General features: G+C 48.2%; 19 protein-coding genes. 18 read left to right on the plus strand and 1 reads right to left on the minus strand.

All coding sequences use genetic code 11. The annotated features are described in order from the left end of the window. The first annotated feature begins 63 nt into the window (after positions 1-63). The 11 genes from der (at position 64) to AC1TPC_RS12310 (ending at position 8,104) form a co-directional block, all read left to right on the plus strand. Positions 64-1,386 (plus strand): ribosome biogenesis GTPase Der, encoded by a 1,323-nt coding sequence (der, locus tag AC1TPC_RS12260; protein WP_482067127.1) that lies wholly within the window; start codon positions 64-66, stop codon positions 1,384-1,386. A gap of 12 nt (positions 1,387-1,398) precedes the next feature. Further along, on the plus strand, positions 1,399-1,995 hold the full coding sequence (gene plsY / locus AC1TPC_RS12265; protein ID WP_482067128.1) for a glycerol-3-phosphate 1-O-acyltransferase PlsY: 597 nt from the start codon (positions 1,399-1,401) through the stop codon (positions 1,993-1,995). A 10-nt stretch (positions 1,996-2,005) separates the two neighbouring features. Further along, positions 2,006-3,040: an NAD(P)H-dependent glycerol-3-phosphate dehydrogenase gene (locus tag AC1TPC_RS12270; RefSeq protein WP_482067129.1), complete on the plus strand. Its 1,035-nt coding sequence runs from the start codon at positions 2,006-2,008 to the stop codon at positions 3,038-3,040. Positions 3,041-3,121: 81 nt separating this feature from the next. After that, positions 3,122-3,397: a stage VI sporulation protein F gene (locus tag AC1TPC_RS12275; RefSeq protein WP_482067130.1), complete on the plus strand. Its 276-nt coding sequence runs from the start codon at positions 3,122-3,124 to the stop codon at positions 3,395-3,397. Between the two features lie 138 nt (positions 3,398-3,535). Then, positions 3,536-3,715 (plus strand): DUF2768 family protein, encoded by a 180-nt coding sequence (locus AC1TPC_RS12280; RefSeq protein WP_482067131.1) that lies wholly within the window; start codon positions 3,536-3,538, stop codon positions 3,713-3,715. A gap of 57 nt (positions 3,716-3,772) precedes the next feature. After that, the gene (locus AC1TPC_RS12285) at positions 3,773-4,069 is read left to right on the plus strand and encodes a 2Fe-2S iron-sulfur cluster-binding protein (RefSeq protein WP_482067132.1); all 297 of its coding nucleotides are present in this window, start codon (positions 3,773-3,775) and stop codon (positions 4,067-4,069) included. A gap of 37 nt (positions 4,070-4,106) precedes the next feature. Beyond that, a complete protein-coding gene (locus AC1TPC_RS12290) occupies positions 4,107-4,709 on the plus strand; it encodes a nucleotidyltransferase family protein (protein WP_482067133.1) in 603 nt (200 codons plus the stop codon). After that, a complete protein-coding gene (locus AC1TPC_RS12295; RefSeq protein ID WP_482067134.1) occupies positions 4,709-5,056 on the plus strand; it encodes a 2Fe-2S iron-sulfur cluster-binding protein in 348 nt (115 codons plus the stop codon). Before AC1TPC_RS12290 ends, AC1TPC_RS12295 begins: the two co-directional genes overlap by 1 nt. 16 nt (positions 5,057-5,072) lie before the next feature. Beyond that, positions 5,073-5,825, plus strand: coding sequence for a hypothetical protein (locus AC1TPC_RS12300; protein ID WP_482067135.1), 753 nt, complete (start codon positions 5,073-5,075; stop codon positions 5,823-5,825). Positions 5,826-6,122: 297 nt separating this feature from the next. Then, positions 6,123-7,601 (plus strand): stage IV sporulation protein A, encoded by a 1,479-nt coding sequence (gene spoIVA, locus AC1TPC_RS12305; RefSeq protein ID WP_169081824.1) that lies wholly within the window; start codon positions 6,123-6,125, stop codon positions 7,599-7,601. A 227-nt stretch (positions 7,602-7,828) separates the two neighbouring features. Next, positions 7,829-8,104: an HU family DNA-binding protein gene (locus AC1TPC_RS12310; RefSeq protein WP_056627940.1), complete on the plus strand. Its 276-nt coding sequence runs from the start codon at positions 7,829-7,831 to the stop codon at positions 8,102-8,104. Here the strand turns inward: AC1TPC_RS12310 and AC1TPC_RS12315 are convergent. After that, complete coding sequence (locus AC1TPC_RS12315; RefSeq protein ID WP_482067136.1) at positions 8,101-8,286, minus strand: hypothetical protein; 186 nt, start codon at positions 8,284-8,286, stop codon at positions 8,101-8,103. The genes AC1TPC_RS12310 and AC1TPC_RS12315 overlap by 4 nt on opposite strands. 58 nt (positions 8,287-8,344) lie before the next feature. Between AC1TPC_RS12315 and mtrB the strand changes: the two genes are divergently transcribed. From mtrB to AC1TPC_RS12350, 7 genes are all read left to right on the plus strand, one after another. Beyond that, positions 8,345-8,569, plus strand: coding sequence for a trp RNA-binding attenuation protein MtrB (gene mtrB, locus AC1TPC_RS12320; protein ID WP_482067137.1), 225 nt, complete (start codon positions 8,345-8,347; stop codon positions 8,567-8,569). Positions 8,570-8,700: 131 nt separating this feature from the next. Then, a complete protein-coding gene (locus tag AC1TPC_RS12325) occupies positions 8,701-9,276 on the plus strand; it encodes a hypothetical protein (RefSeq protein WP_482067138.1) in 576 nt (191 codons plus the stop codon). 125 nt (positions 9,277-9,401) lie between these two features. Then, entirely contained in the window at positions 9,402-10,271 is an 870-nt protein-coding gene (locus AC1TPC_RS12330) for a heptaprenyl diphosphate synthase component 1 (protein ID WP_482067139.1), read from the plus strand. 8 nt (positions 10,272-10,279) lie between these two features. Next, positions 10,280-10,996 carry a demethylmenaquinone methyltransferase gene (locus AC1TPC_RS12335; RefSeq protein ID WP_482067140.1) on the plus strand — a complete coding sequence of 239 codons (717 nt, stop codon included), beginning with the start codon at positions 10,280-10,282 and terminating at the stop codon, positions 10,994-10,996. After that, complete coding sequence (locus AC1TPC_RS12340) at positions 10,993-11,868, plus strand: UbiA-like polyprenyltransferase (protein WP_482067141.1); 876 nt, start codon at positions 10,993-10,995, stop codon at positions 11,866-11,868. Before AC1TPC_RS12335 ends, AC1TPC_RS12340 begins: the two co-directional genes overlap by 4 nt. Beyond that, on the plus strand, positions 11,862-12,512 hold the full coding sequence (locus tag AC1TPC_RS12345) for a UbiX family flavin prenyltransferase (RefSeq protein WP_482067142.1): 651 nt from the start codon (positions 11,862-11,864) through the stop codon (positions 12,510-12,512). The genes AC1TPC_RS12340 and AC1TPC_RS12345 overlap by 7 nt, the downstream gene beginning before the upstream one ends. Continuing rightward, a complete protein-coding gene (locus AC1TPC_RS12350) occupies positions 12,499-13,350 on the plus strand; it encodes a menaquinone biosynthetic enzyme MqnA/MqnD family protein (RefSeq protein ID WP_482067143.1) in 852 nt (283 codons plus the stop codon). The genes AC1TPC_RS12345 and AC1TPC_RS12350 overlap by 14 nt, the downstream gene beginning before the upstream one ends. Positions 13,351-13,354 lie beyond the last annotated feature (4 nt).

Below are 13,354 nucleotides of genomic sequence, written 5' to 3' on the forward strand. Positions count from 1 at the left end.
AAGAACGTACTTTTTTGCTATGATGGTTATCGTGAGTATTTTTGAAGGAGTGGAAAACAAACTATGGCAAGACCCGTTATCGCTATCGTCGGTCGTCCGAATGTGGGTAAGTCCACCATATTCAATCGGGTTATCGGCGACCGTCTAGCAATTGTTGAGGATAAACCGGGAGTCACTCGTGACAGGCTTTACGGAACCGGAGAATGGAATGGAAAATCGTTCAGCATTATTGATACCGGTGGTATCGAGATTGATGGCGAAGATGAAATTATGAAATCTGTTCGTATGCAGGCCGAGCTTGCCATTGAAGAGGCAGACGTGATTATCTTTATGGCCGATGCGAAAACTGGCTTGACGCATGCGGATGATGAAGTTGCTCAAATGCTGTTTCGTTCTGGCAAGCCTGTCGTACTGGCAGTTAATAAAGTGGATAATGAAGGCCGTATGGACGAGGTTTATGAGTTCTATGGACTTGGCTTTGGCCAGCCAATCGCAATATCCGGCTCGCATGGACTTGGAATCGGCGATTTGCTTGATGCTGCTGTCGAGCTTTTGCCGGAGCTGACAGATGACGGCTACGACGAGGATGTCATTCGTGTTGCCCTTATTGGACGTCCGAATGTCGGAAAGTCATCGCTAGTCAATGCCTTGCTTGGCGAAGATCGTGTAATCGTAAGCGACGTTGCAGGCACGACGCGCGATGCAATTGATACGCCTTTCGAGCGCGATGGACAGCGATATGTTCTGATCGATACGGCAGGCATGCGCAAACGCGGCAAGGTGTATGAATCAACTGAGAAGTACAGCGTTATGCGTGCGATGAAAGCGATCGAGCGCGCAGATGTCGTTCTTGTTCTTATTAATGGAGAAGAGGGCATCATCGAGCAGGACAAGCATATCGCAGGTTATGCGCATGAAGCAGGAAAAGCATCGATATTTGTTGTGAACAAATGGGATATCGTCGATAAGGATGAGAAAACGATGCAAAATTTCTCGCAAAATATCCGCGATCATTTCTTGTTTATGTCCTACGCGCCAATCGTTTATCTATCTGCCTTGACGAAACAGCGCTTACAAAAGCTGCTGCCTGTCGTTAAGCATGTATCCGAGCAGCATGCTATGCGTATTCAGACGCATCTGCTTAATGATGTTGTTTCCGATGCTGTGGCGATCAATCCGCCTCCATCCGACAAGGGCAAGCGTCTGCGCATCAACTACGTTACACAGGTAGCTACGAAACCGCCGACGATCGTTGTTTTTGTTAACGATCCGGAAATTATGCATTTCTCGTATGAGCGCTATTTGGAAAATAAGATTCGTGCTGCATTTAATTTTGAGGGGACACCGATACGAATATTCTCACGTCGTAAGTCCGAAGAAGATTAGGGGAGAAGTAGCTTGTTATACGGAGTAATCGCGGTTGCTTTAAGCTATTTGTTAGGTTCAGTTTCATTCAGCATCGTTATCGCAAAATGGGTAAAGGGTATCGACATACGCCAGCATGGCAGCGGTAATGCTGGCGCGACGAATACATTGCGGGTGCTCGGCAAAGGGCCGGGCATACTCGTATTTGTACTCGATATCGCTAAAGGCGTCGCAGCCGTATTAATCGGCCGCGTTCTTGGCGATAACGAATGGATTCCAGTACTATGCGGTCTTGCGGCCATCATAGGACATAATTGGCCCATTTGGTTCCGCTTCAAGGGAGGCAAGGGAATTGCCACAACGGTTGGCGTTGTGGCGACGCTTGCATTTTTGCCGGCGCTATGCGCTGGTATTATTGCTATTGTGACGATTGCTTTAACGAGGTACGTGTCCCTCGGCTCATTGCTGTTTGCTGCTCTAACGCCATTATTCATCTCTATCTTTTATTTTTCCGTACCTTTACTTTGTGCAAGTGTTCTGATTTGTATTTTTGCTTTCGTACGTCATCGGACGAATATCGTAAAGCTGTTCAAAGGAACGGAAAACAAGCTAGGTGCTAAGAAAGGATAGTGAGCGTCGGATGACAATGAGCAACCCATCAACAACGAAAATTGCGGCTGTGCTGGTTGCGGGAAGCTGGGGAACGGCGCTTGCTTCTGTGCTCGCAAATAATGGCTATCAGGTTAAGCTTTGGACGCGAAGCGCGGAGCAGGCGGCAGGCATTAATCAAAACCATGAGAACAGCAAGTTTTTGCCAGGCGTAAAGCTGCCTGAGCTTATCCATGCTACGACGGATTTGAAGCACGCGCTGCAGGATGCTGAGCTCGCCTTGTTCGTTGCGCCATCGGGTGCAATGCGCGAGGTAGCGAAGCAAGCTGCACCGTTCCTGCACAGCGACACGCTTGTCGTACATGCAACCAAGGGCTTTGAAACGGATACGCTGAAGAGGATGACGACCGTACTCTCAGAAGAGTTAGGGCGTCCGCTCGATCAGCTTGTTGTGCTGTCAGGCCCAAGCCATGCTGAAGAAGTGATTTTGAAGCAGCCTACGACAGTCGTTGTTGCTTCAACTGATATTCAAGCGGCGGAGCAAGCACAGGATGCGCTCATGAATACGCATTTCCGGGTTTATACGAACAATGATGTCGTTGGCGTAGAGGTAGCTGGGGCGATCAAAAACATCATTGCGCTTGGAGCGGGATTGTCGGACGGCCTTCAGTTTGGCGATAATGCCAAGGCAGCCCTCCTTACCCGAGGTTTGGCCGAGATCGGCAGACTAGGTGCAGCAATGGGGGCGAATCCGCTTACCTTTGCGGGTCTAGCAGGCGTTGGCGACCTTGTCGTAACGTGCACGAGCAAGCATAGCCGTAATTGGCGTGCGGGCTATATGCTGGCTGACGGTTCGCCTTTGGATGAGGTGCTCACCCGCATGGGAATGGTTGTCGAAGGCGTTCGAACGACGCGCGCCGCATTTGATCTGGCGAAGCAGTATGAGGTAGAGATGCCGATCACGTTCGAGCTCTATGATGTTTTATTCGCGAATAAAGCACCGCGAACGGCTGTCGAGCATTTAATGGGAAGGCTTCGCACGCATGAAATCGAAGAAATAGGCTAAGGACCAGCGCCTACACCAAACCTACGTCCACCTCATATGATGCATGGAGCAAGACACTAGCGCATCCTGGAGGTGTAGGGCATGGCGAAGGACTTTTCCAAAGACATCCTTAATTCGATTAACAAAAAAACCGGCAAGAATATAACGGAAAACTCGGTCAAAAAACTGGCAAGCGGCGTTACTGCAGAAACGATAAAAGACGAAGCCGAGCTGCGCAAGCTGATCAAGCAGGTATCGGATATGGCTAATGTCAAGGTTACCGAATCGACGGTCAACGATATTGTCAAAGCAGTCAAGGCCAGCGGCATGAGCGCAAACAGCATGGAAACTCTCATGAAAATGATGATCAAAAAATAAAGCTTATCGGCAAAAGCTAGGGGTACTTCCGAATTTTCGCATTCGGTGATGTACCTTGTCAGCTTTTGTCCTTTTTTTTATGCGATGTTATAATGGGTGAGAATTCATTATGATATAGATTAGGAGAATGGAATTACTATGGATGCAATGACAAAAATGTGGGTTTCGCTATTCGGCATTGGGATGATGGCGGTTGCGGCCCTTTTAATTACGTTTGCTCGCTTGAAAACGAAGGGTGTACTGAAATTTGTCCTTTCGCTGATTGCCTTTATTGTGTTAATCATCGGATTTATTTGCGGCCTTATTTCCATTATTTAGTCCAACATACATACGAGGGTACAAAGAAGCTAACAGAAAGGGAGACTTTGACATATAATGATTGAGTTAAAAGGTCGGACAAAAACAGCAGTAGTAGAAGGGGAAGCAGGCTTGTCGCTGCTTGATCTTGCGCTGAAGCATAACGTCGATTGGAGCTTTTCATGCGCTCGGGGAACCTGCGCCCGCTGTCGCTGCTTGATAACCGAAGGGGCAGACCAGCTGGAAGGCATAACGGACGAGGAATGGGATCGGCTTGAGCCGGAGGAGTTCGAAGAGGGCTATCGCCTCGGCTGCCAAGCGATTGTCAAACAGGCTGATGCAACGATAGCAGCTGCTAACAAGCCTTATTTTTAATGGAATATTACGCTTGAATAAAAAGGATGTGCCGGTGATGACAGAACATGATCGCATTCATAAGGCGCTGGCTGCCGTCATGAAAGCCACGGAATCAAGCAAAGCGAAATGGATTGTCGGCGGGAGCGCAAGCTTAATGCTTCGAGGACTTCCATTATCCGCAGAGCCGCGAGATTTGGACATTTATTGCGATGAACGGGATGTTGCATCCCTATATGAATCGCTTAAGACTTTTGCGATTGATGAGCCAACGTTAAGCATAACGGACATGTACCGTTCTAACTTGAGCCATTATCTCATACATGACGTTCAAGTTGAGCTGGTCGGAGGATTTCATGTGCATGCTGGCGGCAATCATTATGAGACTATGGTTCGCGAGCTGCTTATTCCGCATGCCGAGCAAATACAATGGATTGAACGGGCAAATCCAGCATTTATCGCTCCTCTCGCGCACGAGCTTTGGTTTAATTTTCTCCGCAGCCGATTGGACCGGGTAGAGCTTATTATTCAAGCTTTTGCGGAGGCGCCAGCAAGACATGAAGCTGCGCTTCAAGCCATTGAAGCAAGCAATGCATTAACTTTAGAAGCGAAGCGGAGCCTGCATCATTTGATGTCGGTTCGAGAGGCTGGTGGCTTGTAATGGACGGTGAGGTTACGTTCTGGCCTTCTGGCCGTAAAATTAAGGTTAAACCAGGTACGACGCTGCTAGACGCCGCCAGACGCGCCAATATACCGATTCGCACGCGCTGCGGGGGCAAAGCAGCCTGCTTCATGTGCAAGGTCACTGTGATGCCTGGAAGCGAGCTGCAGCCAATTGGAGACAATGAGAAACATAAGCTCTCTGGCTTGGACGGCGATCATATCAGGCTGTCCTGTCAAGCGAGAGTGGCAGGCAAGGTTGATGTGGAGATTCCGCTTGATCCCCTTCGCGCGGCGGTTGCGAGACAGCTCGCACGGCAAGCGGAGGAAGACGATCGTTTATGGTAACGTGAGGAGGAAAGATATGAATCGCTTTAATAAGAGGGGGCTGCGCCGTCATACACGCCAAACGGCGGCGTTTGTTGCTTTATTCATCATGCTGCTTTCTTTGTCTGGATGCCTTTATCCGAAGGACCAGCTCAAGCAAAACCAAGTCGTACCCAAAGAGGCTGTTCGCAATGTTCAGGCCGCGATTGATCAATATCAAGCGGAGACGGGTATGCTTCCGATCAAAAACAGTACAGCAGAAACGCCGAGATACGAAAAGTTTTACGTTGATTTCGCTAAACTCGGCCGGACAGGCTATTTAACCGATATTCCAACCGCAGCATTTGAGAACGGCGGAAACTTTAGTTTCCTTGTCATCGATGAAGAGACGAAGCCAAGCGTAAAGCTGCTTGACATCTTAGCCTTCCAGAAGATCAACGATATCCAGAGCTGGGTTACGGCCTATGTTCAAACGAATAGCGTGCTTCCGAAGGGGGAGCAAATGTATCCAGGCTTTTATCAGCTCGATTACAAGGCGATGAAGAAGGAAGCGCCGGTTATCCGCAGCGTGTTCTCAGGTCAAACCATTCAAGCCTTAGTGGATGAAAATGGCGTTGTCTACTCCGATTATGGTATAGATATTATGCAATTCGTGCAAAAAAGCGGCAAATTCGATTACGATGCGAATTTTGATTTGCGGAAATTGCTGGTCGATGGATCGGATTTTGTTCCCGTTAAAGCGCCGTCCTATCATTTGGTGAACAATGAGCCCCAGGCCGTGAAGCAGTAGGACAAGCCAGAATAAATCTATCCTTTTCATGTTTCCTTTCCTTGACTATTCGTCTTGGAGAGGTTTTTTTTTGCCTATTGGGGTCATAGATATGCTCTTATTCTCATATATTTCAATCTTGGAAGGGAAGCTCGCAGACGAACAAAAAAAGATTTCGCAGAAGGAATCGGCATAATCGGAAAGCCGGCACATAAGATGTTACTAGTCCACAAAGCATGTACGAGTTGCGTCGCTGGCCTGCCCTATTGACCGGTGGATGGCGGCGAACCGGAAAAATCAATTGGGAGGGGATATTCAGTGGAGAAAGTAGATATTTTCAAGGATATAGCCGAAAGAACCGGCGGGGATATTTACCTCGGGGTTGTCGGGGCTGTCCGGACGGGCAAATCAACATTCATTAAACGGTTTATGGAGACGGTTGTTCTTCCGAACATCGCTAACGAATCAGACCGCGTGAGAGCCATTGACGAGCTTCCTCAAAGTGCCGCAGGCAAGACGATTATGACAACAGAGCCTAAATTCGTTCCGAATCAAGCGGTACAGCTCAGGGTTACCGATGGACTTGAGGTAAACGTGAGACTGGTCGATTGCGTAGGATATGCAGTTGAAGGCGCGAAAGGCTATGAGGACGAAAACGGTCCGCGCATGATTACGACTCCATGGTTCGATGAGCCGATTCCTTTCCAAGAGGCGGCTGAGATTGGAACGCGTAAAGTTATCCAAGAGCATTCTACACTCGGTGTTGTAGTCACAACAGACGGCTCAATCGCTGAGATTCCGCGCAACTCTTATGTTGTTGCTGAAGAGCGTGTCATCAACGAGCTGAAGGAAGTCGGCAAGCCATTTGTGCTCGTCATAAACTCCACTCGCCCTAAGAGTGAAGAAGCGCTTCAATTGCGCAGCGAGCTTCAGGCGAAATACGATATTCCAGTTATGACGCTAAGCGTGGCGACGATGGGGGAAGAGGAGGTTATTTCCGTTCTGCGGGAAGTCCTCTACGAGTTCCCTGTTCATGAGGTGAATGTCAACTTGCCGAGCTGGGTTATGGTGCTGAACGACAATCACTGGCTTCGCAGCAACTATGAAAGCTCAGTACGCGACACGGTTAAAGATATTCGAAGACTGCGGGACGTCGATCGCGTAGTTACCCAGTTCATGGAATATGATTTCATTGCTCGGGCAGGACTCAGCGGCATGAATATGGGGCAGGGTGTTGCAGAAATCGACTTGTACGCTCCAGATGAGCTGTACGACCGCATCCTTATGGAGGTCGTTGGTGTCGAAATTCGGGGCAAAGACCATTTATTGCAGCTTATGCAGGACTTCTCTCATGCCAAAAGAGAGTATGACCGTTTTGCAGAGGCGCTGGAAATGGTCAAAACGACCGGATACGGCATCGCGGCACCTTCCCTTGCGGAAATGGCGCTCGACGAGCCGGAACTCATTCGCCAAGGCTCGCGCTTTGGGGTCAGACTGAAGGCTACAGCACCGTCCATCCATATGATCCGCGTCGATGTGGAATCGGAATTTGCTCCGATAATCGGCACGGAGAAGCAAAGCGAAGAGCTGGTTAGATACTTAATGCAAGACTTCGAGAATGATCCAATCAAGATTTGGGAGTCTGATATATTCGGTCGCTCCCTTCATTCCATCGTGCGAGAGGGCATTCAAGGGAAAATTGCGATGATGCCGGACAACGCGCGCTACAAGCTCCAAGAGACGCTTGGACGCATTATCAACGAGGGCTCAGGCGGGTTGATTGCGATCATCCTGTAAGTATTGAATCTAGCATATCGAATAAGCCGCTGCCAAACAGGGAGCGGCTTATTTGTTTTGGAGGAATTGCCGGTTAGTACTTGAAATTGGCAAACGGCTGTATTACTATAGGTTTGTTCGGTCAAAAGGTATATTTTTGAAGATTTCCGTTAATAAGAGGGATAAGATGAGAGTTTATATGCTTATAACAAAATGATGCTATACAGCACTTTGGAGGAGGTGAAACAATGAACAAAACAGATTTGATTAGCAAAGTAGCTGAATTGACTGATCTTTCGAAGAAAGATGCAACAAAAGCGGTTGATGCTGTTTTTGATGCGATTTCCGATGCCTTGCAAAGCGGAGATAAAGTGCAGTTGGTTGGATTTGGAAACTTCGAAGTTCGCGAGCGTCAAGCCCGTAAAGGCCGCAACCCGCAAACGGGAGATCCAATCGAGATTGCAGCTAGCAAAACGCCTGCTTTTAAACCAGGAAAATCACTTAAGGACCTCGTATCCAATTAAGCATAGGAAAGCGTAAACGGCTGATGCTGACGGACTTCGGCGGCAAAGGCAATTTGCACATCGAATATAAGCAATAGATAAGGGTCAACCTTGTAAATGGTTATATTTTGATCATAAGACGCTCGGACGGTCCGCCGTTCGGGCGTCTTTTGCTGCTCCGCAGGCGGGAAGAGATTGCACAAATGTCGTACTTCCACTATAATTCACATGGATAGTTGGAATTTCGGAAGCGGAGGGATAATGGTGGAGCCTACACAAAGCGAGTATATTGTTATAAAAGCAAAGGACCAAGGCGTTCAAGTCATCGGTTTAACACGCGGACTGGACACAAAATTTCATCATACGGAAAAATTGGACAAAAACGAAATCTTGATTTGCCAATTTACTGATCATACTTCAGCTATTAAAATACGGGGTAAAGCGGTCGTCATGACGAAATACGGGACGATGGAAACCGATCAGTAGCAGCAAACGTGCAAGGCAGGCTAAGCCTGCTTTTTTTTTGCCTGTTGCGTTCCGAATAAACATACACAAACGCTCGTACAATGAAGTATGAGTCTCTTTTCTGTGGATGGGCTACTATTTGGAGGTGCAGGGTGAAAATCGGAAAACCACTCTTAACCGCATGCGTGACTGCTCTAGCTGTCACATTAATATTGACCTGGCTGCCTCATCTGGCATCGAAGCGTTCAGCAGATGGCCATGAGATAGCCGTGTTTCGAACAACGCCGGCCGTTCGGCTTACAAACAGCAACTTAGTGGATGTACTAATTGCTGCTCAGCTAAATGAACGAATGAATAAGGCCGAGTGGAGCAACGGGATATTGTCCGTTGACATGCGCATCAGTACAAGCAAGGGGAGGCCAACCGTCTGGTTTGCAGATGTAGAGAAGCTGGTGCGCGTATCGTTCCTGCAGCTTGAAAATGTGAAGCGGGTGCTCATCCGAATGGTTGAGGATAGGCAAGATGGCGAAGCTCTGCTTGCTGCTATCGATGTGAGGAAGACGGATGAATGGCTCATCCACGAGATGGATGGGCTTGCTCAGGCTGATCCCATCCATGACGAGCTATGGCGAAAAAGACTAAGGGTAAGCTTTACCTCGGCTTGGGAAGATCGGTTTGGACCAGTATCTGGTTTTACAGTAAAGCCTTCGTCTATTTCGCAAGATTAGATGGCATGGATGTTGCAATTTGTTGAACAAGCAGGTTGAATCGTATGCTCTTTAGAAAAAGTTGTGCTATAATAGTTTAGATTATTGAGCGGCGATTTGCGCTTCTCTGTTCGGAGGCTTACCCCATGAAAACGTACCGTATACCTGAAATAGCTCAAAAGTATGTAGATTATGACATGATTAAAGCGCATACGGCGCTGCCTGACTTATCGGACGCAAGATTGCGAATGCTTCATGCTTTCCTAAACGAGCAGCAGTCCTTGAGGCCAAACAGCGAGCTCTATACACTAGTCATATCTCTGGTTCAGTTAGGAATGGATACGCATGATTTAATCGATACGGATGTAGAGCAGCGTACTGAGCCGGAGATGCGGTCAAGACAGCTCAAGGTGCTGGCAGGAGATTACTTTAGCGCGACTTTTTATCAATTGCTCTCGCAAGCCGGCCAAATTGATATGATATCCAAAATCAGCAGCGCGGTTTCCGAGGTTAACAGACTGAAAGTGAATTTATACGTTCGGATGAGGCAGCTCAAAATGACCGCAGAGGAATTATTGAGCAGCACGGTGCAGATTAGAAGCACATTGTTTTACATTTTTACTGACGTGCTGGAAGGGACCCTCGCAAAGGCCTGGTCAGAAATTTTGATGGGCATCAGCCGCTGCGAGGTTGTACGGGATGAGATAGCACGCAGTGAAGGTTCGGCTCGGTTCGATAAGAGCTGGGCCTACTGGCATCTCATGCAGGAGGGAACCGACGATGAACGGCAGCAGCTCTCCCAGCGCATGCAGGAGCCTGCATTCGTTCAGAGCTTGACAGAAAAATATAAGGTGCGCAGCAAGCTTATGACTAAGCTGAAGCAGTCGGCTGATGCCGTAAAGGCTTTGGCTGGGAAGCTGGAATCGGACAAGTTGCTCGGTGAATTGACATCTATCGTCGATGCTCTGTTAAACGAAAAGCCCGGTTACACGCCTGCACTCAACGAGACGAGGTGACTTGAGGGATGGATACGAATTCAAAAAGCCATGTACATGGCGTATTTGAGAAGATAGCTCCAAAATACGATTTGATGAACGATCTGATCAGCTTTCGCAGGCACAAAGCTTGGCGGAAATTTACGATGAAGAAAATGAACGTATTACCTGGGCAAACTGCGCTGGATTTATGCTGCGGAACCTGTGATTGGACGATCGCGCTGGCGGACGCCAGCGGCACCGGGGAAATTGTTGGTCTTGATTTTAGCCAAAACATGCTCGATGTCGGTGCCCTCAAAATTGAAAAGCTTGGCTTGAATAAGCAAATTAAATTAGTCCAAGGTAATGCGATGAGCCTGCCCTTCGAGGACAGCTCCTTCGATTTCGTGACGATCGGCTTCGGCCTTCGCAATGTGCCCGACTATTTGCAGGTTCTAAAGGAAATGCAGCGTGTCGTGAAGCCTGGCGGCCTTGTCGTATGCTTAGAGGTTTCCAAGCCTACCTGGCAGCCGTTTAAAGCGATGTACAACTTATATTTTGAGCGTATTTTGCCGCAAATGGGCAAGCTTGTAGCCAAGAGCTTTCAAGAGTACAAATGGCTTCCGGAATCGCTCAAAATGTTCCCCGGTCGGCAGCAGCTTGCTGAGCTGTTTGAAGATGCGGGTCTTGATCAGGTGAAGGCATATCCTCTGACCGGCGGAGTAGCTGCGCTGCATATGGGGACAAAGGAGAAGAAACAGCAATGATTCGCAAATTACGTATTATTTTTGAAATGATTAAGTTTGAGCACACCATCTTTGCACTGCCCTTCGCCTTTATGGGGTCAATTCTGGGAGCGGTGATGATGGAGCAGCGTTTGCCTTCTTGGAGCGAGATCGGATGGGTTACGCTTGCGATGTTCGGCGCTCGCAGCGCGGCAATGAGCCTCAATCGGCTTATCGATAAGGCGATTGACCTGAGCAACCCGAGAACAGAGAAGCGGGCGCTGCCGGCTGGATTGCTAAAATCAGCTGAGGTTTTACTGTTTATTATCGTTTCATTCGTTCTTCTCTTCATAGCAACCGCGAATTTGGAGCCTATTTCGCTTAAATTAATGCCGATTGCCGTAGTCATGCTTGTCCTATATTCTTACACGAAGCGCTTTACATGGTTATGCCATATTTTCCTTGGCTTTACGATTGCACTGTCTCCGCTTGGCGGCTGGGTTGCGATTACCGGCGGCTTTGATCCGGCTGCATGGATTTTGTATATAACGGTAGCTTTATGGATCGCCGGCTTTGACATCATCTACGCTACGCAAGATTTCGAGTATGACCGAAATGTCGGCTTGCATTCCATCCCGGCTCGCTTTGGCATCGCAGGCGCCCTTTGGATTGCGCGTGCCCTGCATATCGTGACGGCAATCGGCTTTGTTATATTGTTCTGGCTCACGGACTTAAGCTGGATGTATCTGCTTGGGACGTTAATATCGATTTCCTTATTGTTCTACCAGCACTGGCTCGTACGTCCAAACGATCTGTCACGTGTCCAAACCGCGTTTTTTGGCATGAATGGCACACTGAGTGTCGTGCTGTTCTTATTTACAATCGTTGATTTGTTGGTCATTCACGAATGGTAGAAGGAAGCTTGGCTGTCAGCCCATCGAATTGGACGAATCGATGGGTGGTCGGCATCACAGGAGCTAGCGGCTCGATTTATGGCATTAGGCTTATCGAGGTGCTGCTTCAAATGGATTATGAGGTTCATCTAGTCGTTACAGAAGCAGGCTGGAGGGTGCTGAAGGAAGAGCTTGGCTGGGAGACAACGCGTCGCTCAGCGGCTCTAGAGGCACGCTTTGGCGATGCTATTTCGACTAACAGGCTTGTGTTCCATCCGAATGCGGATATCGGCGCAAGCATTGCAAGCGGCTCTTACCGCGTACAAGGAATGGTTATTGTGCCGTGCTCGATGGGGACGCTTGCCTCAATCTCGCACGGCATTTCCGATGATTTGATGACTCGAGCAGCGGATGTGATGATAAAGGAGAATCGGAAGCTGTTAATCGTACCTAGAGAAACGCCGCTTCACGCGATTCATCTTGAGAACATGCTGACGCTTGCGCGCCTTGGCGTTCGAATGATTCCGGCAATGCCGGCTTTTTATTACAAACCGCAGTCAATGGATGAAATGATTGATTTTTTGGTCGGCAAGGTGCTTGATAATATGGCAATCGACCATGATTTGTACAGAAGATGGGGAGATGAGCATAATGGGCATGAGTAATCGCCCAATCACCATTGGAAGAATTGATTACGCAAATGCTTGGCCGCTATTCCATCAGTTCGAGGAACGAGCTGATCGGGATAGCTTTGAAGTGATAAAGCGCGTACCTTCTGAGTTAAACCGAATGCTTCAGGTTGGTGAACTGGATATATCGGCAATATCGTCCTTTTCTTATGGACAAAACGCGAATGACTATGTACTTTTGCCGGAATTATCGGTAGGCTCTGTTGGAGCGGTAAACTCGATCCTTTTGTTCTTGAAGGAGCCAATTGAGCGCAAACGGCCTGAACGAATTGCCGTAACGACCACATCGGCTACTTCAGTCAATTTGTTGAAAATCATGATGGCTTTGCATTTTGAGTGCAATCCAACTTATTTTACCGCAGCACCCGAGCTTGATCGTATGCTGGAAACAGCCGATGGCGCGCTTATTATCGGCGACCAGGCTATCCAAGCCTCTTGGCGAGAACACGGGCTTCATGTCATTGACTTGGGGCAATTGTGGAATGAGTGGACGGGACTAGGAATGACTTATGCCGTAGTTGCGGCACGCAAGGAAGCAGCTTTATCAGCACCAGAAGCCGTTCAGGCTGTATATAAGACGTTAATTGCGAGCAAACAATATAATAAGGCTCATCTTGGTCCACTAATTGAACAAGCCTGTTCACAGCTTGGGGGAGTATCGACATACTGGGAGATGTACTTTCATTCGCTTCAATATGATTTTGGGAGCAAGCTGCAAGAAGGACTTAAGTTATATTTCGATTATTCAAAGCAGTTAGGATTGCTGTCGAATGACGTGGATCTTACTTTTTTTGAAGACCAATCTGCCCAATAGGTGA

This window comes from Paenibacillus sp. Y280 (assembly GCF_056786335.1).

Coding starts and splice junctions, on each gene's coding strand:
- der (WP_482067127.1), top strand. CDS start 64: ATGGCAAGACCCGTTATCGCTATCGTCGGTCGTCCGAATGTGGGTAAG.
- AC1TPC_RS12270 (WP_482067129.1), top strand. CDS start 2,006: ATGACAATGAGCAACCCATCAACAACGAAAATTGCGGCTGTGCTGGTT.
- AC1TPC_RS12275 (WP_482067130.1), top strand. CDS start 3,122: ATGGCGAAGGACTTTTCCAAAGACATCCTTAATTCGATTAACAAAAAA.
- AC1TPC_RS12280 (WP_482067131.1), top strand. CDS start 3,536: ATGGATGCAATGACAAAAATGTGGGTTTCGCTATTCGGCATTGGGATG.
- AC1TPC_RS12285 (WP_482067132.1), top strand. CDS start 3,773: ATGATTGAGTTAAAAGGTCGGACAAAAACAGCAGTAGTAGAAGGGGAA.
- AC1TPC_RS12290 (WP_482067133.1), top strand. CDS start 4,107: ATGACAGAACATGATCGCATTCATAAGGCGCTGGCTGCCGTCATGAAA.
- AC1TPC_RS12295 (WP_482067134.1), top strand. CDS start 4,709: ATGGACGGTGAGGTTACGTTCTGGCCTTCTGGCCGTAAAATTAAGGTT.
- AC1TPC_RS12300 (WP_482067135.1), top strand. CDS start 5,073: ATGAATCGCTTTAATAAGAGGGGGCTGCGCCGTCATACACGCCAAACG.
- AC1TPC_RS12310 (WP_056627940.1), top strand. CDS start 7,829: ATGAACAAAACAGATTTGATTAGCAAAGTAGCTGAATTGACTGATCTT.
- mtrB (WP_482067137.1), top strand. CDS start 8,345: ATGGTGGAGCCTACACAAAGCGAGTATATTGTTATAAAAGCAAAGGAC.
- AC1TPC_RS12330 (WP_482067139.1), top strand. CDS start 9,402: ATGAAAACGTACCGTATACCTGAAATAGCTCAAAAGTATGTAGATTAT.
- AC1TPC_RS12335 (WP_482067140.1), top strand. CDS start 10,280: ATGGATACGAATTCAAAAAGCCATGTACATGGCGTATTTGAGAAGATA.
- AC1TPC_RS12340 (WP_482067141.1), top strand. CDS start 10,993: ATGATTCGCAAATTACGTATTATTTTTGAAATGATTAAGTTTGAGCAC.
- AC1TPC_RS12345 (WP_482067142.1), top strand. CDS start 11,862: ATGGTAGAAGGAAGCTTGGCTGTCAGCCCATCGAATTGGACGAATCGA.
- AC1TPC_RS12350 (WP_482067143.1), top strand. CDS start 12,499: ATGGGCATGAGTAATCGCCCAATCACCATTGGAAGAATTGATTACGCA.